This is a genomic window from Marinobacter sp. LQ44 (genome assembly GCF_001447155.2).
Taxonomy (GTDB): Bacteria; Pseudomonadota; Gammaproteobacteria; order Pseudomonadales; family Oleiphilaceae; genus Marinobacter.
The window spans coordinates 566,528-592,799 of sequence record NZ_CP014754.1; the positions used below are offsets into that span (position 1 = coordinate 566,528).

30 protein-coding genes and 1 pseudogene are annotated in these 26,272 nt (G+C 54.9%); 22 read left to right on the forward strand and 9 right to left on the reverse strand.

Translation table 11 applies throughout. The features are described from left to right. Nucleotides 1-9 precede the first annotated feature (9 nt). Nucleotides 10-1,311 (reverse strand): IS1380 family transposase, encoded by a 1,302-nt coding sequence (locus tag ASQ50_RS02640; RefSeq protein ID WP_068351333.1) that lies wholly within the window; start codon nucleotides 1,309-1,311, stop codon nucleotides 10-12. 138 nt (nucleotides 1,312-1,449) lie between these two features. Here ASQ50_RS02640 and ASQ50_RS02645 point away from each other — a divergent pair, with 138 nt between their 5' ends. From ASQ50_RS02645 to ASQ50_RS02685, 10 genes and pseudogenes are all read left to right on the forward strand, one after another. After that, nucleotides 1,450-1,947 carry a hypothetical protein gene (locus ASQ50_RS02645; RefSeq protein ID WP_058090590.1) on the forward strand — a complete coding sequence of 166 codons (498 nt, stop codon included), beginning with the start codon at nucleotides 1,450-1,452 and terminating at the stop codon, nucleotides 1,945-1,947. 161 nt (nucleotides 1,948-2,108) lie between these two features. Continuing rightward, nucleotides 2,109-2,342, forward strand: a pseudogene (locus tag ASQ50_RS21705) (IS1182 family transposase); the annotation flags it as partial. A gap of 57 nt (nucleotides 2,343-2,399) precedes the next feature. Further along, nucleotides 2,400-2,933, forward strand: a complete 534-nt coding sequence (locus ASQ50_RS21710) for a GNAT family N-acetyltransferase (RefSeq protein ID WP_058090597.1) — start codon at nucleotides 2,400-2,402, stop codon at nucleotides 2,931-2,933. A 60-nt stretch (nucleotides 2,934-2,993) separates the two neighbouring features. Then, nucleotides 2,994-3,380: a tautomerase family protein gene (locus ASQ50_RS02655; RefSeq protein ID WP_058090589.1), complete on the forward strand. Its 387-nt coding sequence runs from the start codon at nucleotides 2,994-2,996 to the stop codon at nucleotides 3,378-3,380. 132 nt (nucleotides 3,381-3,512) lie between these two features. Further along, the gene (locus ASQ50_RS02660) at nucleotides 3,513-4,238 is read left to right on the forward strand and encodes a hypothetical protein (RefSeq protein WP_058090588.1); all 726 of its coding nucleotides are present in this window, start codon (nucleotides 3,513-3,515) and stop codon (nucleotides 4,236-4,238) included. A gap of 18 nt (nucleotides 4,239-4,256) precedes the next feature. Next, nucleotides 4,257-5,159 carry a class A beta-lactamase gene (gene bla, locus ASQ50_RS02665; RefSeq protein ID WP_412535702.1) on the forward strand — a complete coding sequence of 301 codons (903 nt, stop codon included), beginning with the start codon at nucleotides 4,257-4,259 and terminating at the stop codon, nucleotides 5,157-5,159. A 102-nt stretch (nucleotides 5,160-5,261) separates the two neighbouring features. Beyond that, nucleotides 5,262-5,723, forward strand: coding sequence for a hypothetical protein (locus tag ASQ50_RS02670; RefSeq protein WP_058090586.1), 462 nt, complete (start codon nucleotides 5,262-5,264; stop codon nucleotides 5,721-5,723). 55 nt (nucleotides 5,724-5,778) lie between these two features. Continuing rightward, nucleotides 5,779-6,321 (forward strand): DinB family protein, encoded by a 543-nt coding sequence (locus tag ASQ50_RS02675; RefSeq protein ID WP_058090585.1) that lies wholly within the window; start codon nucleotides 5,779-5,781, stop codon nucleotides 6,319-6,321. 71 nt (nucleotides 6,322-6,392) lie between these two features. Next, nucleotides 6,393-7,283 carry a glycosyltransferase gene (locus ASQ50_RS02680; protein WP_058090584.1) on the forward strand — a complete coding sequence of 297 codons (891 nt, stop codon included), beginning with the start codon at nucleotides 6,393-6,395 and terminating at the stop codon, nucleotides 7,281-7,283. A gap of 57 nt (nucleotides 7,284-7,340) precedes the next feature. Continuing rightward, a complete protein-coding gene (locus ASQ50_RS02685; protein WP_058090583.1) occupies nucleotides 7,341-7,877 on the forward strand; it encodes a zf-TFIIB domain-containing protein in 537 nt (178 codons plus the stop codon). Nucleotides 7,878-7,932: 55 nt separating this feature from the next. On the opposite strand, the gene ASQ50_RS02690 is transcribed toward ASQ50_RS02685, so the two are convergent. Genes ASQ50_RS02690 through ASQ50_RS02700 form a run of 3 tightly spaced genes read right to left on the reverse strand, consistent with a single transcriptional unit; the run spans nucleotide 7,933 to nucleotide 9,173 of the window. Further along, complete coding sequence (locus ASQ50_RS02690) at nucleotides 7,933-8,169, reverse strand: tautomerase family protein (protein ID WP_058090582.1); 237 nt, start codon at nucleotides 8,167-8,169, stop codon at nucleotides 7,933-7,935. 3 nt (nucleotides 8,170-8,172) lie between these two features. Next, nucleotides 8,173-8,547, reverse strand: a complete 375-nt coding sequence (locus ASQ50_RS02695; RefSeq protein ID WP_058090581.1) for a nuclear transport factor 2 family protein — start codon at nucleotides 8,545-8,547, stop codon at nucleotides 8,173-8,175. Further along, nucleotides 8,544-9,173, reverse strand: a complete 630-nt coding sequence (locus ASQ50_RS02700) for a glutathione S-transferase C-terminal domain-containing protein (protein ID WP_058090580.1) — start codon at nucleotides 9,171-9,173, stop codon at nucleotides 8,544-8,546. Before ASQ50_RS02700 ends, ASQ50_RS02695 begins: the two co-directional genes overlap by 4 nt. 124 nt (nucleotides 9,174-9,297) lie before the next feature. Between ASQ50_RS02700 and ASQ50_RS02705 the strand changes: the two genes are divergently transcribed. The 11 genes from ASQ50_RS02705 (at nucleotide 9,298) to ASQ50_RS02760 (ending at nucleotide 17,739) form a co-directional block, all read left to right on the forward strand. After that, nucleotides 9,298-9,660 (forward strand): winged helix-turn-helix transcriptional regulator, encoded by a 363-nt coding sequence (locus ASQ50_RS02705; protein ID WP_058090579.1) that lies wholly within the window; start codon nucleotides 9,298-9,300, stop codon nucleotides 9,658-9,660. Between the two features lie 121 nt (nucleotides 9,661-9,781). Further along, a complete protein-coding gene (locus tag ASQ50_RS02710) occupies nucleotides 9,782-10,525 on the forward strand; it encodes a hypothetical protein (protein ID WP_058090578.1) in 744 nt (247 codons plus the stop codon). Nucleotides 10,526-10,597: 72 nt separating this feature from the next. Then, nucleotides 10,598-11,281, forward strand: coding sequence for a DUF899 domain-containing protein (locus tag ASQ50_RS02715; protein ID WP_058090577.1), 684 nt, complete (start codon nucleotides 10,598-10,600; stop codon nucleotides 11,279-11,281). Between the two features lie 530 nt (nucleotides 11,282-11,811). Further along, nucleotides 11,812-12,432, forward strand: coding sequence for a hypothetical protein (locus ASQ50_RS02725; RefSeq protein WP_197492717.1), 621 nt, complete (start codon nucleotides 11,812-11,814; stop codon nucleotides 12,430-12,432). A 166-nt stretch (nucleotides 12,433-12,598) separates the two neighbouring features. After that, a complete protein-coding gene (locus ASQ50_RS02730) occupies nucleotides 12,599-13,057 on the forward strand; it encodes a carboxymuconolactone decarboxylase family protein (RefSeq protein ID WP_058090575.1) in 459 nt (152 codons plus the stop codon). A gap of 115 nt (nucleotides 13,058-13,172) precedes the next feature. Beyond that, nucleotides 13,173-13,823, forward strand: a complete 651-nt coding sequence (locus ASQ50_RS02735) for a helix-turn-helix domain-containing protein (RefSeq protein WP_227513249.1) — start codon at nucleotides 13,173-13,175, stop codon at nucleotides 13,821-13,823. Nucleotides 13,824-13,913: 90 nt separating this feature from the next. Then, nucleotides 13,914-14,408: a hypothetical protein gene (locus ASQ50_RS02740; RefSeq protein ID WP_058090574.1), complete on the forward strand. Its 495-nt coding sequence runs from the start codon at nucleotides 13,914-13,916 to the stop codon at nucleotides 14,406-14,408. A 154-nt stretch (nucleotides 14,409-14,562) separates the two neighbouring features. Then, on the forward strand, nucleotides 14,563-15,006 hold the full coding sequence (locus ASQ50_RS02745; protein WP_058090573.1) for a hypothetical protein: 444 nt from the start codon (nucleotides 14,563-14,565) through the stop codon (nucleotides 15,004-15,006). Nucleotides 15,007-15,212: 206 nt separating this feature from the next. Then, complete coding sequence (locus ASQ50_RS02750) at nucleotides 15,213-16,160, forward strand: serine hydrolase domain-containing protein (protein WP_227513250.1); 948 nt, start codon at nucleotides 15,213-15,215, stop codon at nucleotides 16,158-16,160. 3 nt (nucleotides 16,161-16,163) lie between these two features. Further along, on the forward strand, nucleotides 16,164-17,075 hold the full coding sequence (locus ASQ50_RS02755) for a histone deacetylase (protein ID WP_058090571.1): 912 nt from the start codon (nucleotides 16,164-16,166) through the stop codon (nucleotides 17,073-17,075). Between the two features lie 178 nt (nucleotides 17,076-17,253). Further along, nucleotides 17,254-17,739 carry a GNAT family N-acetyltransferase gene (locus ASQ50_RS02760; RefSeq protein ID WP_058090570.1) on the forward strand — a complete coding sequence of 162 codons (486 nt, stop codon included), beginning with the start codon at nucleotides 17,254-17,256 and terminating at the stop codon, nucleotides 17,737-17,739. Between the two features lie 51 nt (nucleotides 17,740-17,790). Here the strand turns inward: ASQ50_RS02760 and ASQ50_RS02765 are convergent, their stop codons facing one another. Together ASQ50_RS02765 and ASQ50_RS02770 are read right to left on the reverse strand one after the other, a co-directional pair. Then, entirely contained in the window at nucleotides 17,791-18,669 is an 879-nt protein-coding gene (locus ASQ50_RS02765) for a metal-dependent hydrolase (protein WP_058090569.1), read from the reverse strand. A 128-nt stretch (nucleotides 18,670-18,797) separates the two neighbouring features. Continuing rightward, entirely contained in the window at nucleotides 18,798-20,852 is a 2,055-nt protein-coding gene (locus ASQ50_RS02770; RefSeq protein WP_058090568.1) for a dehydrogenase, read from the reverse strand. A gap of 147 nt (nucleotides 20,853-20,999) precedes the next feature. Between ASQ50_RS02770 and ASQ50_RS02775 the strand changes: the two genes are divergently transcribed. Then, nucleotides 21,000-22,019, forward strand: a complete 1,020-nt coding sequence (locus ASQ50_RS02775) for a class I fructose-bisphosphate aldolase (protein ID WP_058090567.1) — start codon at nucleotides 21,000-21,002, stop codon at nucleotides 22,017-22,019. Between the two features lie 6 nt (nucleotides 22,020-22,025). Here ASQ50_RS02775 and ASQ50_RS02780 read toward each other — a convergent pair whose 3' ends face one another. From ASQ50_RS02780 to katG, 3 genes are all read right to left on the reverse strand, one after another. Then, nucleotides 22,026-22,832: an MBL fold metallo-hydrolase gene (locus ASQ50_RS02780; RefSeq protein WP_082888431.1), complete on the reverse strand. Its 807-nt coding sequence runs from the start codon at nucleotides 22,830-22,832 to the stop codon at nucleotides 22,026-22,028. Nucleotides 22,833-22,926: 94 nt separating this feature from the next. Next, on the reverse strand, nucleotides 22,927-23,904 hold the full coding sequence (locus tag ASQ50_RS02785; RefSeq protein WP_058090566.1) for a tRNA dihydrouridine synthase: 978 nt from the start codon (nucleotides 23,902-23,904) through the stop codon (nucleotides 22,927-22,929). Nucleotides 23,905-24,037: 133 nt separating this feature from the next. After that, complete coding sequence (katG, locus tag ASQ50_RS02790) at nucleotides 24,038-26,209, reverse strand: catalase/peroxidase HPI (RefSeq protein WP_058090565.1); 2,172 nt, start codon at nucleotides 26,207-26,209, stop codon at nucleotides 24,038-24,040. Nucleotides 26,210-26,272: the final 63 nt, after the last annotated feature.

Sequence of the window (26,272 nt, forward strand, 5' to 3'; positions counted from 1 at the left end):
CCCGGGCTTCTATCCCGGAACCAGTTGACGTACCAGGTCAGAGAGTTCGTCTTTGTAAGGATAGGCATCGCTCATCAACACCCGTATGCGCCGAGTGTTGCGAATGATGACCGCGCCCACCTTGATCAGTTTCAGCCGCAGGTTACTGGCGCTCATTCTCTCGAAGGGCGTCTTCTTCAAGTGGGCCCGTAATCGCTCGAACAACGTGTAGGCAAAGCCCGATAGGAGCAACCGCCACTGATTGGTCCACCACCGCGTGCTGGAGGTGCGATCTGCGAACAGACACAACTGCTGATCCTTGATCCGGTTTTCCATATCGCCACGGGCGCAGTACTGCTCGTAGTAGAGCTTGAGGCCGTCGTCATAGCGGGAACTGATCACGAAGCGAGGGTTCGAGCCAAACTCACCTTCTTCCAGGCGAGCCACCACCCAGCGAGGGTATTTCCAGGTGTGGGCCTGGTACTGGAACCGGTAGGTGGCAGAGACTTTTTCTCCCAACTCCCCGTGAGCCCTGCGAACCAGCATCGAGGGCACGTCCACCTCCTTGAGCAGCCGGCTGTTTTTGCTGATGCCCACAAGGTAATCCACGTTATTCCGGTCGCACCAGCTCAGCAATCGGGGGCGATAGAAGCCGCTGTCACCCCGGAACACGATGCGGGTATCCGGCCAGTACTGCCGGATGAACTTCACCAGCAGGGCCAGAATGGCCCAGCTGTGGCGGCTGTCGCTTCGATTGCTGGTGCGCAGGTAGCTCACCAACAGGTGACGGCCGCAGAACACGTACAGCGGGAAGTAACAATGGTGATCGTAGTAGGCGTTAAAGAACTTGCCGGGCTGGTCGCCATGCACTGGAATGTCAGTGCCATCAAAATCCAGCACAATTTCCTTGGGTGGAGTCTCGTGCTGTTCAATGAAGTGATGCCACAGCAGTTCGTGGGCGTTGATCACCGCCTGCCGGTCCACGCGCTGTTCCATCCGGCACAAGGTCGATTTGCCCGCCAGAATGGCATCTTCACCGGTTGCGGTCTGAAGTGCCTGATCAGCGCGTAGCGCCTCGTGATCGTTGAGGTCTTCGTACCCGGCAGCCACGCCAAAGACCCGCTGCCGGACCATGGTTTGAAGCTTGTGGCGAACCAGCACGGGATTACGGGCATCGTCCAGCACCGTAGCCAGGCGCTGAGTGAGCTGGTGTTGTTTGTCGACTTCGCGAAGCAGGAGCAATCCGGCATCGGAGGTGATGTGGCCACCGGAGAAATCGGCTTCAATTTGGCGGCGAGAGAGTGGCGAGAAGGTCAGTTTTTCAGGTACCATTTCGGATAGCGGCTGTTGGTGCTTAGTGAACGGTGTAAGGTCCTGAAATTATACCGCTTTCAGCCGCTTTCTTTTATCCCCTCGTGAGAAATCCGGGTTAGTGAGGCTGACAGGAACGAATTCCGAATCACAGAACAGTTGAAAAATTTGCTTTTGGGTGAGGGGCTAACCACTGTAACAGCTTTAGTCCACACAGCATCACAACTCTTTGGTGCATTAGATATATTCTATGATAAAGCTTTAGCTGGTGAGCGCTTTATGATCCACTTTGTGTCTCATGGAAATGATGACGGCATTCAAGTAGGAGACGATTTTGTTACTTGGAGTATGCTGCGTCCATATCTACAAAAAATTAATGTGGCTACTGATCAAACGCTTTTATTGAACATGAGTACTTGCAAAGGGCTTCATGGCGTTAAGATCGTGGATAAAGACGGTGATTATCCGTTCTTTGGCTTGATTGGAGCCAAGGTAGACCTACTTGTAACTGATGCGCTTGAAGCAAATAAAATAATGTATCGAAAGTGGCTCAATGATATGCCTGTACAAAAACTTGTTCCTGAAACTAACCAAGAATTAGGCAGAAATGTCCTTTTTAATGTGTCCGCAGAGGGATTTCGAAAAATAAAACTATGATTACCTTTCATTCAAGCCCTAACAATCGGCTGCACAGCGACCGATTTTCCGCTGCTTCGCAGCTCCAAACCGGCGCGTGAGCCGGGCGTTGAGGCTGTAGAAAAACCCCGAAATCACCCTGTGTTTTGATAGGATCAGGCAAACGGACAAGGAGTGGTCAGATGCCCCTCTTCAAGCACTACAACTACGACCAGGACACTATGGTCGTCATCAACTACCAGGAACAGCTCCAGCCCGGCACCTTTGAACACGCGGTGGACTACCTGATCGAGCACAAGCTGGACCTGGCGGTGTTTCATCCCAAGTACCGCAACGAAGACACTGGCCGGCTGGCCTACGATCCGGCCATCCTGCTGAAGATCATCCTGTTTGCCTACTCCAAGGGCATCACCTCGGTAATCCCCCCATCGAGAACAAACGCCGGCCCCACGAGACTGCACAGGGAAAAATCAGTGCCATTGTTTGAAACAGAGAGGTTGGTTGTAAGAAAGCTCTCCCATCAAGACATTCCGGTGCTCACCGCAATGCTCAGTGATCCGGAAGTCATGAAGTTTTCCGTTCGAGGAGTTTGCAACGAAGAAGCTACCCGAAAGTTCGTTGATTGGTGCCTTGAGTGTTACGCCTCTCATGGAATCGGGCCATGGGCTCTGTATGAGAAAGAATCAGGCGAATTTATCGGCTTCTGTGGCGTTGGGCCGGAGTTGGTTGGCGAAGTTGAAGAAATCAATCTGGGTTATCGCCTGGCGCGCAGGTTCTGGCATCATGGGTATGCGACAGAGGCTGTCAAAGGTGTTCTCCGGTATGCTTTCCGGAAAAAACACTGTGAGTCGGTCATTGTTATTATCGAGCCGGAGCATATAGCCTCCGTTAGGGTGACGGAGAAGGTTGGGTTCCGAGACTACGCGCTTCAAGAGTTTCACAACCGACCGGTGCGGGTGTATCGAATGACTTGCGAAGATTGGGCATTGCACAACAAATTGTTGTAGTGCGCCCATTACCACTGGTTTTGGGAGATAAGGACATCCGTAAACATTGCAGGAGGCATCATGATAGTCATCTATGGAATCAAAGAACATCTTAATCCGATCAAGGCTCAGCTCTCCGAGGTTATTCACGGATGTATGCAGTCCGTACTCGGTATGCCGGAAGACAAGCGGGCTCATCGTTTTATCCCCATGGAACCCGAGGACTTTTATTACCCCGGGGGCCGGACGCCCGCCTACACGGCCATCGAGATTAATATGATGCAGGGCCGAACGCCCGAGACCCAGAAAGCTCTGATCAAGGAGCTCTTCAGCAAGATTGAGTCCGTGATTGGCATCTCACCCGTGGATGTTGAGATCATGATCAAGGAACAACCGCCCCACTGTTGGGGCTTTCGGGGCATGACTGGAGACGAGGTGCGTGACCTTAAGTACTCGGTCAATGTGTAACAATGTTGTCAACGTGAAGTCATTGCTAGTAAGGCTTCACCGCCAGTAGTGGCGCGCATTGACAGGCGAAAATGGGACTGCGTTGATTTTACTTATCGGAGTTTCGTCAGCCAATTTAACGGAGAGGACTGCATGACAAGGATCAGTTTAATAATCGGTATGACCTTTACCTTCCTGCAAGGTTTTGGTTTAGCTGTATCAGCTGAAGAAAACATCAAAGCTATGCCAATAATTATGGCTATAAAAGAAACCGAGTCCACAGAGAATAGGATTGCTCGGCTAGGAAGAATTGATAATCTAGTGGAGAAATACAAATTAAACCTAAATGAAAAGTACATTTATACTGGTGAAGGCTTAGCTGGCAGTCTTCATAATCTTGGAGTGGTATATAAAATATCGGACAACGGATCTTCGAGCAATGTCATACAACTAAATTTTCGAAACGGCTTTGGCAGAAAAAAAGTCGTAGCTAATTCTAAGTTGATACCCGAGGCCAGCTTATCCAGAAATGATTACAATCAAAGAATTGCATCTCGTGTAATACTGAAAGACGAGCCAGGATCTAAGGCCAGGAAATACTATAAAGATTGGTATGATGAATATTTTTCCTTGAGAGCTACTCTAGCTAAAAAGGTCTTGGATACGGGCAGGTGTGATACGGTTGTCAGCGCAGATATGTACCTAGTCAATGGAAATTCCTTCACAGCGTTTTGCGGTAATGGTTTTCATTATAGCCAGAACGAAAACCAAATAAGGAATGATAAACCGTTAGATAGCGAGGTAGTATATTGGACTGCAACAGGGATCACTGTGCCTGATCAAGAACCCCATCCAAATCCAGACTTATACACCCAATAAACTGGGCGCGCATAGCCTATGATGAAGGTTGAACCGTTGATGAAATTTCATACGCTTATCGCGGCTACTTTACTTACCTTGTTCACCTCAGTTGCCGCTGCTGACCAACATAACTCCCTGATTAAAACTGTCGAGAAAGTCGCTGACGACCTGGAGGCCCATGTTGGCTTTGCTGCTTACGACGTGGAATCGGGCCAGAGGTGGGAATATCACGCTGATCAGCGGTTTGCGATGTCCAGCACGTTTAAAACCCCGGCTTGTGCCGCCCTGCTCCATCGGGTCGATACGGGACAGGCGAACCTCAGCAGAAAGGTGCATGTTTCAGAATCCGATCTCGTGACCTACTCCCCCATCACAGAGAAGCACGCTGGTGGTGAGGCGATGACCCTTTCAGATCTTTGCGAGGCCACACTGACAACGAGCGATAATACCGCCGCAAATCTGGTTTTACGAGAATTGGGCGGGCCAGAAGCAGTAACCTCGTTTGCGAGGCATTTGGGAGACGATGTAACGCGTCTCGACCGGTGGGAAACGGAACTGAATGAAGCGTTACCAGGCGATAACCGAGATACCACAACGCCAAATGCGATGGTCAGGAATCTTCAAACCTTGCTGTTGGGTGATGCCTTATCCGAACCGTCCAGAGAGCAACTACGTGATTGGCTCGAGGGCAACCAGGTTGCGGACGGGCTTTTTCGGGCTGCTGTACCAGAGGGCTGGACTGTCGCAGATCGAACCGGGGCGGGAGGTTTCGGGTCGAGGTCTATTACGGCCGTCATCTGGCCACCTGAGCGCCAACCTATAATTGTGGCGCTGTATCTGACTCAGACGGAGGCTTCCTTCGAAGAGCGGAATGCGGCAATTGCCGAGATAGGTAAAGCAATCGTGTTGACGGTGCCGTTTGACCCCAGCCGCCGCTAAGGGTTCATCTATGGAGCTAAGTAAGCGGGCTTGATAGAATTTTCGTGACATTGGGATAATGCCAAAGAGTCATCCGCGAACCGGCAACAGGAAAAGGAATTCATGGCAACAGATTGGAAATTGGTTCGTAGGCTCGTAAATTCTGCGCTTGATGCCTGCGAAGCTTTGGATCACTTAGAAATTACGGATGATGAACGAAGCACCCCTGTTCGAGCTACCAACGGACAGACCACCGGCACTGTATGGGACGCTTTACAGAGTGCGCATATCTTCCCGGAAAACGTTCGGTATATGGTTATTAGGGGCCGAGGGCAGTTAGGCGACTCCGCCCCATTTGTTCAACCGGTCAGCCGCGTACTCCAACAAACGGGATTGCTGGCAGCTGAACTCGTTGGTTCGCAGCAGCTGCAAGCACCAATAAAGGGTATCGACTTCTACTCACCAGAAAGGGAACAATCCCTGGAATCGGTAATCGAGAACCTTGCAACATGGTACAAGAGCCATCTGGTGCCCAATGTTGAGATCGCGCTTGCCAATGCGCGTGGCGGTGACCACTCGTCATAACGGGCGTTGCAACCTGATGCAGTAAAGTTGGCACTTTGAATGAAACGGAATTCCAATGAACGTGAAAAACCATTTTGAATTGCTCGCCACATACAATCAGTGGATGAACGCAAAGGTCTATGAGGCGGCGGGAAAGCTGTCGGCCGACGAATTAACGAAAGACCGCGGCGCTTTCTTTGGCTCGATCCTGGGCACCCTGAACCATATTCTCGTTGGCGATACCATCTGGCTCAAGCGTTTTGCTACTCACCCGTCGTGCCAGGAATCGCTGCGCGGAGTCACAGACCTTGATACTCCGACTAGCCTGGACCAAGTTCTCTTTGGTGATATTGAACACTTAACTGAGCATCGAATCTGGCTGGATCGACAGATCATCGATTGGATAGCTCAGCTTACCGAAGAAGACCTGGATGTAGTTCTCTCCTACCACAACACCAAAGGGGTTCCGGCAAAAAAGCGGTTTTCGAGCCTGGTGCTTCATTTCTTCAACCACCAAACTCATCATCGTGGGCAGGTGTCGACTTTGCTGTCCCAGGCAGGGGTGGATATCGGGGTGACTGATCTATTGGTTCAAATTCCAGAAGAGTCTCAAGCATGACCCATCGCTTCAGTTCCGCGGCCTCCCCTGCGGCACCTCAGCCCCGCGATGGACACCAATAAGGACAGCTTGTGCCTGCGTCAGCCCCCCTGGTCAGCATCATCACACCCACCTTCAACCGTGAGCGCACCATCACGCAAGCGGTCGAGTCTGTGTTGGCCCAGTCATATCCCCACTGGGAGCTGATCATCGTTGATGATGGCTCCCAGGATGGCACCAGCGAGAGTCTGGCCAGTTACCTGGATGATGACCGCATCCACTACCATTTTCAGGAGAATCAGGGCCAGAGCATTGCCCGGAATCTGGCGCTTCAGTACGCCCAGGGAGAGCTAATATGTTTTCTCGATTCTGATGACCTGTGGGTGCCCGATAAGCTGGAACGGCAAGTGGCGCTGATGGAGGCTCACCCGGAGGTGGACGTGCTTCACAGTGATGAAATCATGATCGACGAACAGGGCCGGGAGTTGTCCCGCAAGAATATGCGCCGGTACTCGGGCCGGATTGCCCGGCAGATGCTGGTGGACAACAGCGTGAGCATCAACACGGTCATGGCGCGGCGGGAATGTTTCGATACCATGGGCGGGTTTTCCGGCCGTTACGGCGTTGCCGACGATTACGACATCTGGCTGCGTTTTTCGGCCCGGTTTACGTTCCTTTATGTACCCGAATATTGGGGCTATTACCGGGTGATGGCAGATCAGATTTCCAGCGACAAACAACGACGCTTTGCAGCGAACGAGTCGATTATTCGGGATTTTATTGAGGAACACGGGAGCGCGCTTCAACCCTGGGAGATCCACTGGGGCCTGGCCCGCTTCTATTGCCGCAAAGCCCGTTATTTTGCGTCGGCGGGGAAAACGGCCATCGCCTGGGGCGCAATTGCCCAGGCCCTGCGATATGCTCCTCTGGACTCGGTAGTATGGCGCGCTGTTTATCGAGTGATAGTCCCCCGCCATGGGTGATACAGGATTGACATTGGTAGCCTCTCAGATTGGCTTTCATCAAAAAAAGGAATGACCATGAAATGCCCCAAATGCAGAACCACTGACCTGAAACCCACCAAAATTGAGGATGGCCTCCCTGTTATGGGTTGTCCAGGCTGTGACGGCGCCTCTCTGTCACTGCTCTACTACCGCGACTGGGCGGAAAGAAATGAGCCCGTCGAGCAGAGCGATAGCTTTGATGCGGATGTAACCGTCGAGAACGATGCTAAAACCGCCCTATCCTGCCCCAAGTGCAGCAAGCTGATGACCAAGTACTCGGTATCCAGCGAGCACAAGAACCGTATTGATCTTTGCGGTTTCTGTGATGAGGCCTGGCTGGATGGCAGTGAATGGACATTGCTCAAATCCCTCGAACTGGCACACAAACTTCCCAAGGTCTTTACCGACCAATGGCAGCGGAAAGTGCGGGATGAAAAAATGGAGAGCAAAAAAGTCGACCGCTTGAAAAGGCTGGTTGGGGAAAGCGATACCGCAAAGGCCGTCGAGATCAGAGATTGGCTGAAGAACCACGATCGAAAGGTGGCTATTGTTCAGTTTATTGGCTCGGAATAACGGTGGCGCGGTTACCGCGCCACCTTGAGCACACTCGTTGTGAAGGAGTCATGACTCATTGATCGGTGGTCTTCGTGTCACCATCCAGGTTAGCTATCCTGCGCCTGTATTCATTTACCGGAAGACCGCCGATACCCCAGTTCTCCATGTCGACCTCATCAATGACAACCATCGTGGCTGCCGGTGATTTTTGCAGCACGTCAACAAGAAGATTAGTTACTCCTTCAATCAGGGCCGCTTTCTGTGATTCTGTTACGCCTTCACGTGTAACCTTGATATTAACGTATGGCATTGCTCACTCCTTCTTTTCGATGATTTGAAATACTTTGGCAATAATAAGCCAGCGACCGTCAGTACGGACCAGTGACAGCATGTCCAGAAAGTCCCGCTCACCGATGGAGCAACGAACACGGGCAAACGCTGTGTTTTCTCCTGCAACCTCAATGGCCTCCACGATGTCTCTACGCTGTTCTTTACGAGACGCCGGCGAACGGCGTGTAGCAATTACCTTGCGGTATTCGGGCATGCTCCTGTGGAGCAACGGCGCCTCGTCAGCCGTGGCGTATATTGCCTGGGGGTGGAAAACCGCATCGAATTTTTCAAGGTCACAGAAATACAATGTGTCGAAGTACTGGCTTAGCACCTCTTGGATGTCAGAGAAAGCACTCATTGTGCCGCTCCCTCAGGCAACAACCCTTCCGCCTCAAGCGCCTTTACTACACTCGGATGTGTGCCAAGCCTCTTCCAGAAAGAGTAAGTAGAGGGCCATGGGCTTAGCGAGAAAGAAATGAATTGGGACCAGTTGAGAATTACGAATGCATAGAAGTCCGCAACACTGAGTTGCCCGCCTAGAAGGTTGGCACCGGTATGCGAGAGCCGAGCTTCGATACGGTCGATCCGCTTCGCTATTTTGGATTCTGCCACCTGCCGTTCTTCTACCGTAAGCTCCTCGCCTGAAAAAAACGGGCTGAATGCCTTATGTAACTCTGAGGACAAAAAGGCGAGTAATTCACGCAGGCGCGTACGTTCGAAAGAGCCTTCCTGCGGGGCTAAGCCTTGCGCTGGAATAAGATCCGCGAGGTACTCAAGAATTGCGGGATTCTCAGTGAGTACCACGCCGGGCTCCAGTTCCAAGGCGGGCACGTAGCCGTTCGGATTGATATCACTGTACTTCAGCCCATTCTCTGTGACGCCCTGAGCGGTATCGGTTCGCTCAAGAGAAAAGGCAATGCCCAGTTCGTTGAGTACGATGTGCGAGGCCATGGAGCAGGCACCAGGTTTGTAGTAAAGCTTCATGCGTTGTGATTCCTTATGTTTCGTGGTCGACACACCAAGGATATCCATTGGTTATGTAATTACTAGAAGTAACCAGGCATTTATAGATAGAATTGGGTTACCTCAAGGAAACCTGGTTACTCTCATGTCGCTGAAAGTTCGTCTAAACAAAAGCCCGGAACCACCGGAGCCGTGCATGCTGACTGAGTGCATGGCTGTCATCGCAGGGGCTTGGGCGCCGAATGTAATCTGGTGTTTGCGCGCCGGGCCACGGCGCTTCAATGAGCTCAAAATCGACATTCCGCCTGTTTCGGCAAAGGTGCTTTCTACCCGGCTGGCCGAGTTGACGAAACGCGGCGTGGTCCAACGTAACGTCCGGGATACGTCACCACCGTCGGTTGAGTACGAGTTAACGGAGCTTGGTCAGGAGCTGGTCCCTGCTCTGGATGAAATCGTTAAGGTTGGTCACAAACTGAAGGCCAAGGGGTATCTTCACGGCAATGAATGAATAGTTGCTTAAATGGCGTTTTGCTCTCTGAAATTCCCACGAATCGCAATCACCTTCTATAGTTAAAGTTGCCACTAGCGCGGAGATTGACCACCACAAAATATCTGATCAAGGATTGATAATGGACAGCGTTATTGACCTTCTCAACGAACGAGCAACAGAACTTCTAGAAGGTGCACGCGCATTAGACACTGAACTTAGCGACAGTGACAGCGAACCAAGCATTGAAGTAGCGGCCGAACAGTTCCGACACCTCTGTGAAACTCTGACTTTCATCGTATCCCAACTTGAACAAAGGGATTCACCGCTCCATCAATTGGTTCGCACGATCGACGGTGTGAAACTAAGTCATTCAATCGAGAAGCTATCAAAATATCTCGCGGATCATCGCGCAACACTCATCCGCCTTCAAGTTCCGGAACATCTCGTTTCAGGAACTATTGATGCGCTCTCATTCGAAGCCTCCAATGGAGAAAACGCCCTCGACCAGCCGCAATCACTGGGAATTGATGATGCACTGGAGCCACTACGACAGCTCCGCAATGTGGTTTGCGAGATCGCGAACTCAGCCGAGGTGGCAACGATAGTTGCGGATCACCGTATTCTCAAACAAGTGGCTGCTGGCTGTATTGGAGCCGCAACCGTCATATTGGATATCACGGCGGCAATCACCGCCGCACCAAGCGACCCAAGCGCTTGGGTTCTCTTCAAGGCTGTGAAGTCCATTTGGGGCGGTGGTAATTCCATTTATAAAGCCGTTCGTGAGTTGCGCGGAATGTTGACAACAATCCTGCAGCATTCAAAGTCTGAAAGTAACCAAGAAAGGCTCAGGCGTATCAGGCCCAGAAGACTCAAGGGGGAATGACGAAGTTAACTGCATCCAGCGGGCAACCGCCAGATTGGGGGGAAGGCTCATCCAGCAAGAGGGACCTTACATATGCCAGACACCAAACAAGCATTGCCACCAATTGTCTCGAATGAGGAATGGGAAGCCGCCCTCAGCCAGTTACTCGTTAAAGAAAAAGAGGCCACCAGAGCGCGGGATGCCTTGAGCGCTGAACGCCGAAGACTACCGATGGTTAAGGTAAAGAATGATTACCTGTTCCAGGGCGAAGAAGGCAGTGTGTCTTTTCTTGACCTGTTCAGCGGGCGCCGCCAGCTCATTGTTTATCATTTTATGTTCGCACCCGACTGGAAGGCCGGTTGCGACGGATGCTCCTGGCTCGCCGACGCCATGACTCACCCTGCCCATCTGCATGCCCGCGATACGTCGCTTGTGATGGTGTCACGCGCACCTTACGAGAAGCTTGCGCAGTACAAAAAGCGGATGGGCTGGTCGATGCCCTGGTACTCGTCTTTCGAAAGTGACTTCAACTATGATTTTGGCGTAACGACAGCTGACGGAGAACGGCACGGCGCAAGCGTATTTCTCCGTGACGGGAATGATGTATACCGCACTTACTTTACGGGTGCCCGTGGCGTCGAGTACCTGGGTAGCCTCTGGACGTATCTGGATTTGACGCCGTATGGTCGCCAGGAAACCTGGGAAGATTCGCCGGAAGGTTGGCCTCAGACAAAGCCGTATGTGTGGAATCGTCGTCACGATGAATATGACGTGTGAGGATGCACGGCAAACAGGATACCGGTGTCAGGTAATGGCCATAATGACATTGATCGTTTTTATCCTGGGGGCTTTACCTGCCATTGGATTAGCCGAGACTGAACAGCACTTTTACTTATGCTCGTCCTACGTGGAAACCTCTGCAGTTGGTGAACAGACAGCTCTCGGTTGGCCGGTTTACATCAAATTGACAGCGGTTGGATCCCGGAGTTTTGAGGCATACACGGAAGCCAATGTCGGAACCATTCTCCGCATTATGGTTGGCAGTCGTGAGTTTGAGAGGGCAACAATAAGGGCGCCAATTTCAACGGGAAGTATTCAACGGGCATTCGAATCCCAGGATGAAGCTTTAGCTTGGCAAGGAACGTTGGCCGGCAAACTTCCCGCGGCCCCTTGCGGTATAAGGAATTGATGGAGAAATGGCCATCGACCAGCTCACCTGTTCACGGCAGAAACCGTATCTAGGCCTTTTCGATTCCCCCACTCTCGCGGCGCCGTCTGCTGCGCGTTAAATTTGGAGGCGCACCCTCATGGCAGGCATGATGACCGAAAACAGATGGCAAACCCTGATGAACGCTATGGGGCTTCCGCCTTCAAAAGAGTGTTATGTCGCGCTCCACGCCGCCTACTCAGAGAAGCGCCGGTTCTACCATACGGTCGACCACATTGATGCCATGCTCACCCACTTTGACGGCGTAAAGCACATCGCTAAAAGACCGGAAGAGCTGGAACTGGCGATCTGGTTCCACGATGCCATCTACAAGTCCCTGTCAAAGACCAACGAGCTGGACAGCGCAAACTGGGCACAGGCGTTTCTTGCCTCCCATGGTTACGGTGAGGCGGGTATTGAGCGCGTGCACAACCTGATCATGGCCACACTGCACAACGGCAGTGTAAAGAGCCACGATGAGCAACTCATCGTCGATATCGATCTCGCCATTCTGGGTGCCCCGCCCGCGGTGTACGATCAGTTTGAACGGAACGTGCGAAAGGAATACAGGCTGGTGCCGTGGTTTATCTACCGCAAGAAGCGAAAGGAGCTGCTTCAGTCGTTTCTCAGCAATGCCAGTATTTACAACCTTGATCCGTTCAAGGAAAACTACGAGAGCACCGCGAGATATAACCTCGGCAGAGCCATCGATATGCTCTAGGGTGGATGGCGGCGTGCTCGCCGGTTCCGCTGCAAGCCCTGGCGCGTCCTCGTAGATTTCGATTGGAAGCCACCACGGTAACGCCGTATCGATGTCGAAAATCTTCAATACCGATCCCAGGCCATTCATTACCGTGTAACTCCACAACAATTGGAGGACATGGATCATGACGGCACGCGCGAACTACATCGGTCTGGCGCCGAAAGCTATGCAGATTCTGATGAATCAGGAAGCGTATTTGAGGGAGCAGTTCCGGACATCAGACACCCTCAGCACGGCTGCCTGGGAGCTGGTGAAGCTGAGGGTGTCGCAAATCAATCAGTGCGCCTTCTGCATCGACATGCACAGCAAAGATGCCACGGCGCAGGGTGAAACCCCGGAGCGAATGTTGGGCTTGAGCGCCTGGCATGACATGCCTTTCTATTCTCCCGCAGAACGAGCTGCGCTTGATTGGGCGGAGCATCTTACCTATGGCAGGCCGGTAGACGACCAGAAATATCAGAACGCGGTGAATGCGCTGGGTGAGCAGGCTCTGGTAGATTTAACCATCGCGGTTAACGCCATCAACAGTTGGAACCGGATCGCCAAAGCCTTCAAGCCAGAGGTAGGCAGCTATAAACCATAATAGCCTTTCCAGACCAGCGTTCGATTTTCAGCTGTCCTGCCCGTCAGGACAGTTGTCGGCGTTTGTGCAAGGGATTTGGTCAGCGTCAGTATCCGAGCTGGCAAACGAGCCGGTGGTGAAGTTATTGCATTCTGAGGCCTGCAGCAGCATCTGGTTTAATCTGGCGGGTAACGTGACGATCGGCGACACCGCCATTCCGGAGGGTGTCATTCTGCTGCCGGTTGAGAAGGTATCAGAGACTGTTTCCCTGTCTCCCAAATCGCAGCTCGCGGGTATTCGGTTTCAACCCGCGATTGGCTATGGGCTAATCGGGCAACACTTTGACCAGCCCACAGCCCTGACCGCAGACCCAGCGCATCTAGCCGGCCTCAGCCAGCTCTACTCCAACCTCAAGTCAGACCATGACAACGTAAGCCGGGTGAACACTCTGCAACGATGGCTGAGCAGGCATTTCCGACTCACGAAGACCATTCCCGGGCCGCTGAAGCAGGCCCTGGACAGCTTCAACGAAACCACAACACCGGGGGCGCTTAACGAACAAATCGGCGTCAGCCAGCGGCATGTGGAGCGGCTTTTCAAACACTGGATGGAAATGACACCCAAGCAGTACCAGCGCATCCTGCGAGTGAAACGAGCCATCGACTATATCCGCGAGCACAGCCGGGCAAACCTGGCAGAGGTTGCCCATCAGTTTGGCTTTAGTGATCAAGCTCATATGACGAGGGAGTTCCGAGCCATTGCGCGCATTACGCCTGGGAAGGTGTGAGGTATAGGTAAAGAACCAGGCGACCTTGAGTTGGGATTCAAAACAGAATAACTTGGGCGTTTCTGGGTAATCACCATATGGAGTTCAATCATGCAAAGGATCGCATCATCCGTTGTCTCTCTACTTGGCCTTACCGCACTGGGACTGGTTCCCGGATTTACACATGCCGGCGGCCCAACTCCCGAACACTTCCTTAATAGCAGTTCGATGATTTTGGAGATTCGCTATTGCGAATGCCAAGCCACAGAGCCCGATGGCAGCCCTTCGGAACTGCGCCCGGAATTTCTGGAACGTTCTCACCTCTTGCGGGTAGGTCTTGCCGACGAAGGCCGGGGGTACGCGTCTTCACCGGAACTGACTATTGGCTTCAAGTTAACTCCACTGCCGGAATCCCATGGCGCTTTCGCCTTCAATTTTGCCGGCCGTTATGGGGCTGGAAATCAGAGCAGCACTGGTAGCGGAGAAGTGTTGCTAAGCCGCGACCAGTGGATCAACCTTTTCGGTTCACATCATGAGGCCCAGCAAGGCTCGCAACTCAGTGGTGTTGCGGTGAGATTGGTCGAGGCGAATACTTTGATCAATTAGGTGGCATGCCTGTGGTAAAGTTCGCCACACAAGTTGGAAAGGGAATTTTCAATGATGTAGAGGTTTATACTGTTCACAATATTATCGTTCTTTTCCATCCGCTCCGTTTAGCAACCTGCAATTGCCGGTTTCGTATACATCAGGGATAGATGCTATGAAAACTCAAATTCTACGTGGTCTTTCTTTAGCCACATGTGTAATCGGCGTAGTCCTTTCGATTTCAACGTTTGTAGGGCTTCCCGACACCCTCCCGGAGTTCGCCGCCGGACTCATCATGATGATGGCGGGTTATGGTAGCTTCAGGTGGGTTTCCAACACCAGCTCACATACTGAACAGCCAAACGCTAAACCGTCTTCCACCGTTCGTTTTGTTGGGTTGCTGTTTATTATTGTCGGCAGTTTGCTTTTACTACGCGGGATGTTTGGCGTTTTGAGTACTGCGTTTCTGTTGGTGCAAGGAGGGCTAGATCAGGAGGGTGTGATCATCCTGCTGAAGGTTCTCGTAACTGGCGCAGTTCCGGGCTTATTACTTGTCTTCGCGGGTCGCAAACTTCGTATGGCGGGCTTGGGACATTTGGCTGGAGCCAGCCAAAATTAGGTTCCAAACAGCAAGAGCCGGGGGAGCATGATGAATCCTGCGAGTTCCAGTCGGACCAACTCTCTGTGCATGTGAGCCTGTACGAGTTTCTTGGCGTATCGTGGTTATAGGTTGAATGCGTCCACTACCGCACGGCCACGAATAAAGGGAACTCTATGCAGCGGTTTTTCAATTGGCATCTCGCACTTTTACTCCTTTTCGTACCTATGCTGTCCCAAGCACAGCCCTCGGATTGGCAAGCCCAGGTCGAGCAAGAAGCCGTACAACTTGATCGCCTGCACACCCTGATCGTCACCCATCAGGGCGAAGAAATTCTGGCACTGGATTTACGTGGCCAGGGTCTGGATACGCCCGTTAACATCAAGTCTTTGTCTAAAACGGTGCTGGCTGCACTGGTGGGTATGGGTATCAAGAACGATGTACTCGAGGGCACCGATCAGCCTGTGGTAGAAACTCTGGGCAACCGGGTGCCAGCATCGGCCACCGAGGGTGTTGAGCGCATTACGCTCGGCCATTTGTTGTCCTTGCAAGCGGGGTTACAGCGTACCTCTGGTGGCAACTATGGGCCCTGGGTGGCCAGTAGTAACTGGGTCAGCCACGTGCTTACCCGGCCCTTTGTGGATGAACCGGGCGGGCGCATGTTGTATTCCTCAGGCAGCAGCCACCTGCTCTCGGCCGCACTCACCGAAAGCGCGGGCCGCAGCACCCTGTCACTGGCCCGGGAGTGGCTGGGGGAACCTCTGGACATAGATATCCCGCCCTGGGACCAAGACCCGCAAGGGGTTTATTTCGGCGGTAACAACATGCTGCTCTCTCCCCGTGATCTGGTAAAAGTCGGCGAGCTGTATCGCAATAACGGCCGTGTGGGCGGCCAACAATTATTCCCGGAGGACTGGGTGACTGAATCCTGGACCGGTCGCGGCGAATCCGCTTACACTGATGATCCCTATGGCTACGGCTGGTTCCTGCGGCCCATGGCGGGTGAGATGGGGTACTACGGGCGCGGTTTTGGCGGCCAGGTGCTCTATGTAGTGCCAACACTGGCACTGACCGTGGTGATGACCTCAGACCCTACCCCACCCTCGCCGGGGTCCCGTTACCTGCGGCGCCAGTTCCAGTTAATTGAAGACCACATTATTCCGGCCCTGCCCTAGCGAATGACCATACCTATCGTTCATCACCCGGATTACAGCTTCCCTTTCCCGCAGAAGCACCGCTTCCCCATGGAGAAGTTCGGTCTTCTGGCGGAATACATGCGTTCCACGGGGCTGCTCACACGCAGCAACAGCTTCCGCCCTGCCCCTTGCCGCCAGGGGTGGCTAACACAGACCCATTGCCCAGATTACCTTGCCCGTTTTGCGCAAGGCCGGCTGACGGCACGGGAACAACGGCAAGTGAACCTGCCGTGGAGCACCGGCCTGGTGCGACGTACGTTTCTGGCGCCCTCCGGCACCGTGCTTGCGGCGCAACTGGCCCTGCAACACGGCATTGCCTGCCATCTTGCCGGCGGCACCCATCACGCCCATTTCGATTACGCCTCCGGGTTCTGCATCCTCAATGACCTGGCGATTGCTGCCAACGTGCTGCTTGGGCAGGAGGGCATCAACAGGGTGCTGGTCTTCGATGTGGACGTGCATCAAGGGGATGGCACTGCAGCCCTGCTCGCCAACACGCCGGGGGCATTCACCTGTTCCATCCACTGCGAACGTAATTTCCCGTTTGAAAAACAAATGAGTGATCTAGACGTGGCGCTGCCCGATGGCCTGGGTGATGAAGACTATCTGGCGGTTGTTCACGAAACCCTGCAACAGGCCCTGGCGCAATCCAGACCAGACATCGTGCTCTACGACGCCGGCGTGGATGTCTACCAGGGCGATCCGCTCGGCAAGCTCAATATATCGGAGCAAGGTATTCGGCAGCGGGACCGGCTAGTGCTGGGGGAACTCAAGCGCCGGGGTATTCCTGTAGCCACGGTGATTGGCGGTGGTTACGATGACAACCGGGCCAATCTCGCGAAACGGCATGGGATTGTGGCCGAAGAGGCCTGCAGCGTGTTCGGCTTGGATTGATTGTCCGCGCCGACCAGACTCCACTGGCCCCATCAGCCCCTTTGACAAGCTGCAGACAAGGCGCTTGACTCAGGCAATTCTAAGGCTGGATTTTCCTGCGGTTGTCGGTATGCTGACTGGAGTAGCGGGTTTATGGGTTATTAACCCGCGCTCCAACACAGGTACACACTGAGTCATCATGAGCACAATCACGTCGATCACTATTCGCAAGTACCGTATCCAGGATTTGAGCCCGGTGGTTCGCCTGTTTACCGATTCCGTGCATGAACTCACGGCCGGCGCCTATGATGAAACCCAGCGGTTTGCCTGGGCCTCCCGTACGCCGCACCTGGATACCTGGCGGCAAAGGCTGGAGTCACTGGAAACCCTGGTGGCGGAGGAAGGCCAAGACCTGGCCGGGTTTATCTCCTACGATGACGACGGCACCATTGATCTGGTATTTACCGCCCCCAACTATGCCCGCCGTGGCATTGCCTCCACCCTGTACCATGAGGCTGAGCAACAGCTGATTGCCAAGGGCGCAAAGGAGCTGAAAACCGAAGCCAGCGTGGTGGCCAAGCCCTTCTTTGAGCGCCACGGTTTTGAAGTGGTGGATGAACAGCGGGTGACGGTTCGCGGTGCCCAGTTCCTGCGCTACAACATGCGCAAGGACCTGACAGCGTAATCAGGCGGGCAGCCTTTGCGGCTGCCCCTCGACGAATGCAAGTGGTGCTGCTCAGCCTTGAAGTGAGGCCGGCAACCAACGCTTCTTGGCCCTCTCCACCAGATCCCGGGCATCGTTGTCCCAGGGGTGGAAGTTCGGGCTGTAATACTTCAGGTAGGACGGGATCAGTTTGCGGAAGACCCCCGGTTTGCCCCACATGTAGTTCAGGCCCTTCGCCCAGGATTTCAGGTTGCCCAGCTGGCCATCGGCTTTCATCAGTTGTACCAGGTGAACGGTGCTGAATAGCGGGAACATCACGCTGACAAACATCATTTCGGTTACCCGAATGAACTCGCTGCCGCCCACGCTCTTGTACACATCAAATGCGACGGCCTTGTGCTCGGACTCCTCAATGGCGTGCCAGGCCCAGACCGGCGCTATGCGCGGGTCCATTTCTTCCAAGGCATCATATTTAAGCAGGAACTCCTCCGCCATCAGAGCAGTAAAGTGTTCCACCGCAACGGTGTGCGCCAGCTGGCGCTCCGGGGTGAAGCGTTTGCGCATCCAGTTCATGAACCACTGGACTTCCCGCTCAAGCCGGCTGAGGTTAACCCCCCGCTCTTCAAGGAAGCCGTTCATCATTTTATGCTCTTTCGAGTGGTGAGCTTCCTGGCCGATGAACGCGCGAATCGCTTTTTTCAGTTCGGGATCGGTAATCTGGTTCTGGTAGTGGCGAACGGTATCAATGAAGAATCTCTCTCCCGGCGGGAAGCTGGCAGACAACGCCGCCAGCAAAAGGGTTTTTGCCGGGTCGTTGTCCCACCAGTACCTTGGCAGGTCTTCCGGAAACTCGAAATCCGGGCTGCGTACTTCCGGTAGAAATCCAGGGGGCGTTGCGGTCCGGTAGGCTGCATTGCTGGTTTTCTTGATCTGTGACACTGGCGCGTTCATGGCAGAACTCTCCCGAAGCCATTCGTTTATTGCGTAGTCAACAGGCTACGCTGCTCCGGGAGTGGGCGGCAGGTGTTTGTGGGCCAAAATCCACCGTTACCCGCACACTTCACAGGCCTTTACCTGGTTCAGGCCGGTTCGGTGGCGTGGGCGGCCAAGGTGCGCACTCTCTCGAAATCTTCCTCGGTAAACACCCCGTTAACGCCGGATACAGCCGCAAGCTCCATGCCGTGTTTCAGGCCCAGTTTGTATATTTCCCGCACCTTTTCCCATTCAATGTTTCGGCCCAGGGTGAAATTCTCGAACCTTGCCTCCAGCGCCAGCACGATGGTTTCTGCCAGGCAGGCATAGGCAATGCCCTTGGGCAAGCCGATATCTTTCATTTTCACGATGCCAGGCAGTTTGATCTCTCCAGATTCAATCACCAGCACATCGGGCCGCTTGGCGACGTCTTCCGCCGGGATATCCAGGGGCCTGGCCACGTCTGTGATCACGCAGCCGGGTTTCACCTGCATAATGTCCAGAATACGTTTACCGGCACCGGAGGTGGCAGTGACCACCATGTCCATATCACCCAGATCACGGTTGGTGGTGGCGGCCACATGTACGATGGCGCCGGGGGTTTCCTGTTCAATGCTTTCTTTAAGGGATAACAACTTGGCGGCTTCCGGTGCCACCAGGTAGATTTCATCCACGGCCTTGGCCAACAACCGGGCGCAGACCGAGCCGATAGCGCCGGTGGCGCCGACAACCATGGCTTTGCCGGCCATCTTCCCGCTCTTGCCAATGCTGACACGGCCAATCCTCTTTGCCGCATCGTGGGCCGCCCAAAGTGCGCCCGAGGCGCTGTAGCTGTTGCCAGTAGTGATCGGCAGCGGTGCCCGCTTGGCCACGGTGATCCCCGCATCACCCACTACCTTGGTGAACGCCCCCAGCCCCATGATCTGGGCGCCCAGCTTTTTCGCCAGATTCGCCGCCGCCAGCAATCGGCTGTAGGTGAATACCGGATCGTGGGCCATGATTTCCCTGGGTGTGCCGCCTACGGTGATCAGCCAGCCTTCCACCTCATCGCCGGTGGGCGACTGGATGCCCGAAACCTTGGAGTAAACAAACGGAGGCGTGTAGGCAATGGCCTTTTCCACAAGGTTCATCACCGCCGGTGGCGACACGCTCGCTACCCAATCCAGGGGCGGGGTTTTGGTCAGGTATTGCTGCGACAACGGGTGAATCACAAAGGCAAAGCGGTTGATCCGACGGTAGCCGTTCGGGTACAGGATGCGGGGCTCTACCCCCAACTGTTCAATCACGTCCAGGAAATCGTCCGCACCCAGTTGCTCCGGTGTGCGAGACAGAGCCGCGCTGATCATGGCCTCCATCATGTTGACCCCCACGGGGCGACCTTCCAGCCAGGGGCTGTAATCCACCACCATGGCCACGCGCCGGGAGCGGAACCAGTCCAGGGCGGATGCGGTGACTCTGGAGGTAATCACAGTTTTGCCATCCAGTTCCTTCTCGGAAAACACTTCAAGATCTCCCATAGCACCAACGATCACATGGCAGTCTTTTACCGCCTCATGCAACGAGCCGCTGATCAGCTTCTCCCCCATGCGGTACAGGGGGCTTCGGTGCAATCGTTCTATAACCCTGACGGCGTTGGGGCTGAACATCACCGGGGCCGTGAGCTTGGTATAGGCTTCGAGCTGGTTCAGCGAATTGAGTAGCCGGGGCACGCCAAAGTCCAGGTATGGATCGGCGAAGAACAGATTGTCGGTATGCTCAGACAAGGCCCTGGCAATGCGGAATCCGGCCTGGCCATTGAGGAACAACACCCGGGCGTTATCGAAAAAGTGGCCCAGCTCTGTCTGGGTATGGCGAACCGCCCACTCCTGGAGGATGCCCCGCAATCCCGCCCCGGTGGTGATCGGTTTGTCTGGCACGCAGGCTTCCAGCCTGGCGGTATCCGGGTGTTCAAGCTGCTCACGGCCCACCTGGTAGTGGTCGTGAATCATGCTCAGGCCAATGGCATCAGCCTGTGCGCGAATCGAATCGAGAACAGCCTCGGCCCGATCAAGATTGCCATCGGTGCCCACTCGCACCACGCGAAACGTATGGCCCAGAAATTCGGTTTCCAGCTCATAGTCGTACTCAGACGATCCCTGGCTGACGCTGACGACGGTTTTCATGGCGGGCTCCAGTATGATCTTGTTATGCCTTAAGTCTAGAAGCTGCGATGCGTTCCCGCCTTAGCCCAGATCAAATAACAGCCGGGCTTTTTGAGACTACACTGAATACATCTCGACCACTGCAGAATCAGCAACCAAGGAGGAGCCATGAGCGTTAAACAGGAGCTGTTAGCCACCATTGCCGACCTGGTCCAGCCGGGCAAAGGTATTCTCGCGGCAGATGAGAGCGCCCCAACCATTGCCAAGCGGTTCAAGGCGGTGGGCGTTGAATCCACGGAAGCCACCCGGCGCGAATACCGCAGCATCATCTTTTCCACACCAAGGCTTGGAGCGCACGTAAGTGGCGTTATTCTGTACGAAGAAACGCTGGAGCAACTGAGCCTGGACGATGTGGCCATCCCCAAGCTGCTGGCCAGCCAGGGCATTGTTCCTGGCATCAAGGTGGACCAGGGTAAAGGCCCGCTGGTAAACGCCCCGGGCGATGAAATCACCTACGGGCTGGATGGCCTTGGCACGCGCCTCGAGCACTACAAATCCATGGGCGCGCGCTTTGCCAAGTGGCGGGATGTGTTCCATATCTCCGACACCCTACCCTCGTTCCAGGCGATCAAATCCAATGCCGAGGTGCTGGCCCGCTACGCCGCCGTATGCCAGTCCATGGGCATAGTGCCCATTGTGGAACCGGAGGTTCTGATCGATGGCAACCACAGCATCGAACGCGCGGCAGAAGTCAGTGAAGATGTGTTGCTGGAAGTGTTCAAGGCACTGCACCGCCACCGGGTGGACCTGGAAACCATGGTGCTGAAACCCAGTATGGTGACACCAGGCAAAGAAACGGGCAAAGCCAGCCCGGAACAGGTTGCCGAAGCGACCCTGAGCGTGTTCCGGAGGGTGGTGCCGGCGGCTGTACCGGGCATATTCTTCCTGTCCGGTGGCCAAACCCCGGAGGAATCCACCGAAAACCTGAACGCCCTGAACAGCATGGGTTATCACCCCTGGGAGCTTAGCTTTTCCTACGGCCGGGCCCTACAGGAACCAGCCCAGAAAGCCTGGGCCGGCAAACTGGACAATGCAGACAAAGCCCAGGCGGCCATGAAAAAACGGGCCAGGCTTAATGGCCTGGCCCGTTCCGGCAGTTACTCTCCAGAGCTGGAGAGCTCTGACTAAAGCGCCTCAATTACAGCCGCTGATGCAACCGGCCGCACCATTGAATGCCATGGTCCGGCCACTAAGGGGCACGTGTACGGCCGCAGACACCAGTTCGGTGAACCGGGCCGTGCGCGTGCCGGCTACCACCTTGCCGTTCTCCGTAGCGGCTTCATTGGCGTGCGAGGCGATCACCGCAGCCGGGCTGATCAGGTCGTTGATCACATAGGCAGCTTCCGTGGGCCCGGTGGTGAAGGTATCACCAATGTTCATAACCACCAGTTGCGCGCCGTAGTGCTCCTTCACCACAAGCTTCTGCTCTGCAGTAATGCCGGTGTCGCCAGACAGGTATACGACGAGCCCGTTAGAGAATGTCAGCACATAGCCAGTTGGTGGCCCAACACTGGCACTGACCCCGGCAGCGGCCAGGTAATCCGCCAGCGGGCCGGTCAGAAACGACGGCGAAACACCGTTGCTGTGCACGGCCGGAACCGTGGTAATGGAGACGCCACCCACATCCCGACTCCCGCCAAAACGAACCAGAAGTGACTTACCGGGATCACCGCCGCCCTCTTTCAGCTTGGCGGCAAAGAACGCGGGCATCTCACTGCCAGTGACGATGGTTGAATTCTTTTTCAAGGCGATATCAACGGTATTGGACTGGGGCAAGCTGGAAACCGAGGTCTCCGGGTTGCCACAGCTCCCTTGATTGGTTTTGTCGATTCGCTGGTCGCCCACGTGGTCCCCATGCATGTGGGACACCAGGATAATGTCGATATTACCCAGGCGTGGGTCGTCCGGGCCAAGGGCTATCTGGCGTTTCATTGTTTTCATCGTGCCATCCCTCTCGTTTTTCAAAACCGAAAAGATTTACGACAACTACACCGATTCGTACCAGTGTAGTCGAGGGGAAAGCACAAGGGATGAGTCAGGCAGCGTTGGTGCGCTGGGTAGGCAAGTCAACCGGCTGGCCCAGGCAAGCCAGCATGGGCGCCACGTCCCGGAGCTTCCGAGCCTGGGGCCAAAGCGCCTCGGCTTCGGCAAAGCCCTGGCGCAGGTAATTGAGCCATTGCTTGATGCGACCGGTCACGTATTTGTCTTCCAGGCGGGTTTGCAGGGCTGCGGCATATTCCCGCACAAGGCCCATCGCTTCCGGCCAGGTCATGGGTTCTATGGAGTCACCTTGCTGCGAGGCTTTGATCTGCGCCGCCAGGTCTGGTCGGGCAATCAGGCCACGGCCAATCATCACGTCATCACAGCCAGAGACTTTGCGGCAGCGCCAGTAGTCTTCCACGGTCCAGATTTCGCCGTTGGCAATGACATGGCTTTGGACCGCTTCGCGCACTTTGGCAATCTCTTCCCAGTAGGCGGGCGGTTTGTAGCCATCCACTTTACTGCGGGCGTGGATCACGATCTCCGATGCTCCGGCGGCTTCCAGTGCCTGGCCACAGGCCACACCCATGGAGCGGTCGTCGTAGCCCAGACGCATCTTGGCGGTTACAGGAATATTGGCAGGCACTGCTTTGCGCACGGCCGCGGTGATGTCATACATCAACTCTGGCTCCCGCATCAGCACGCAACCACCTTTATGCTTGTTGACGGTTTTGGCTGGGCAGCCAAAATTGATATCCACCTGCCTTGCTCCCAGTTCAGCGGCCTTGGCACCGTGGCGGCCCATCATTTCAGCGTTTGAACCCAGCAACTGCACGGCCACGGGCGTGCCCACTTCGGTCAGCGCGTTGTTATAAAGTTCCGGGGCGTACTTGTAGAAAATCCGGGGCGGCAGCATGCCGTGGGTCACGCGAATGAATTCGGTTACGCACCGGTCAATCCCGCCGACCTTGGTCAGGGTTTCGCGGATGGGTGCGTCGACCAGCCCTTCCATCGGGGCAAGGATGATTCGCATGAAAGCTCCAGATACTGAAAAGAAAAGATCAAAGACGGCTGATCAAAAATCAGGCGGAGCGGATTGTAAGGAATTCGGGGGCAAATAGGTAGCCGGGCATCCCGAAACAGGATGCCCGGCTGGTTACTGCGGCTTACTTCTTAACGTCGAAGCGGTCTGCGTTCATTACCTTGGTCCAGGCGGCTACGAAGTCTTTCACGAACTTGGCTTCGTTGTCGTCCTGGGCGTACAGCTCTGAGTAGGCACGCAGGATGGAGTTGGAACCGAACACCAGGTCAACACGGGTCGCGGTAAACTTGGTGTTGCCGCTCTTGCGGTCCACAATGTTGTAGGAGTTCTTGCCTGTCGGCTCCCAACGGTTGGCCATGTCGGTCAGGTTCACGAAGAAGTCGTTGGTCAGCTGGCCAACGCGATCTGTGAACACGCCGTGCTTGGTGCCACCGTAGTTGGTACCCAGCACCCGCATACCGCCCAGCAGAACCGTCATCTCCGGCGCAGTCAGGCCCATCAGCTGGGCGCGGTCCAGAAGCATCTCTTCCGGTTTGACCACATAGTCTTTCTTCTGCCAGTTACGGAAGCCATCCGCCAGCGGCTCCAGCGGCTCGAACGATGCTGCATCGGTCATCTCGTCGGTGGCATCGCCACGGCCTTTCAGGAACGGCACGTGTACATCATGGCCAGCGGCCTTGGCCGCCATCTCGATGCCCAGGTTACCGCCCAGTACGATGACATCAGCGATGCTCGCGCCGGTGTCGGCTGAGACTTTCTCATAAACCTTCAATACCTTGGCCAGGCGCTGCGGCTCATTGCCTTCCCAGTCTTTCTGAGGGGCCAGGCGGATGCGGGCACCATTGGCACCGCCGCGCATGTCTGAGCCACGGAAGGTGCGTGCGCTGTCCCAGGCCGTGGTGATCAGCTCGTTCAGGCTCAGGCCAGCGTCAGCGATTTTCTCTTTGACCACTTCCTCAATGTAGTTGGTCTCGCCTTGGGGAACCGGGTCCTGCCAGATCAGGTCTTCAGCGGGAACGTCAGGGCCGATGTAACGGGACTTCGGCCCCATATCCCGGTGTGTCAGCTTGAACCAGGCACGGGCGAAGCAGTCTTTGAAGTACTCCGGATCTGCCATGAACTTCTCACAGATGGCGCGGTACTTCGGGTCCATTTTCATGGCCATGTCGGCGTCGGTCATCATCGGCTTGACGCGGGTCTTCATGTCGGTCGGGTCAACCGGCATATGCTCTTCTTTGATGTCGACCGGCTCCCACTGGTTTGCGCCAGCCGGGCTCTTGGTCAACTGCCAGTCGTAACCGAACAGCAGGTCGAAATAACCCATGTCGAATTTGGTCGGGTTGGTGGTCCAGGCGCCCTCGATGCCGGAAGTAATGGCATTGGTGGCCTTGCCCTGCATGTTGGGGTTGATCCAGCCGAAGCCCTGATTCTCTACGTCTGCGGCTTCCGGCTCTGGCCCAAGCGCACCAGCGTCGCCGTTACCGTGCGCTTTACCCACGGTGTGGCCACCGGCGGTCAGTGCAGCGGTTTCTTCGTCGTTCATGGCCATACGGGCGAAGGTTTCGCGAACCTGCTCGCCGGTCTTGAGAGGATCGGGATTGCCGTTTACCCCCTCCGGGTTCACGTAAATCAAGCCCATTTGAACCGCGGCCAGCGGGTTTTCCATTGTGCTTGGCTTGTCTACGTCTTCGTAGCGGCTGTCGGACGGCGCCAGCCACTCTTTTTCGGCGCCCCAGTAGATGTCTTTCTCGGGGTGCCAAATGTCCTGACGGCCGTAGGAGAAGCCAAAGGTTTTGAAGCCCATGGACTCATAGGCAATGTTACCGGCAAGAATAAACAGGTCGGCCCAGCTTACCTTGTTGCCATACTTCTTCTTGATCGGCCACAGCAGGCGGCGAGCCTTATCAAGGTTGCCGTTATCGGGCCAGGAATTCAGAGGAGCAAAACGCTGGTTGCCGGTGCCACCGCCACCACGGCCGTCGGCCAACCGGTAGGTGCCTGCCGCATGCCACGCCATACGAATCATCAGGCCGCCATAGTGACCCCAATCTGCCGGCCACCAATCCTGGCTGTTGGTCATCAGCTCGTGCATGTCCTTTTCGAGCGCTTCGTAATCGAGTTTTTTGACTTCTTCGCGGTAGTCGAAGTCGTCGCCCATCGGGTTTGTCTTGCTGTCGTGCTGGTGCAGGATGTCCAGATTCAGGTTCTCCGGCCACCAGGCCGCCACATTGCCCTGCTCCTGCGTATTGGACCCGTGCATGACCGGGCACTTACCACCACTATTATTCTCAGACATCGTATTCTCCTGTTTCTGCGTCATTGGTAAAAAAACTTTTCACGATCAAGGGCATCACTAAAT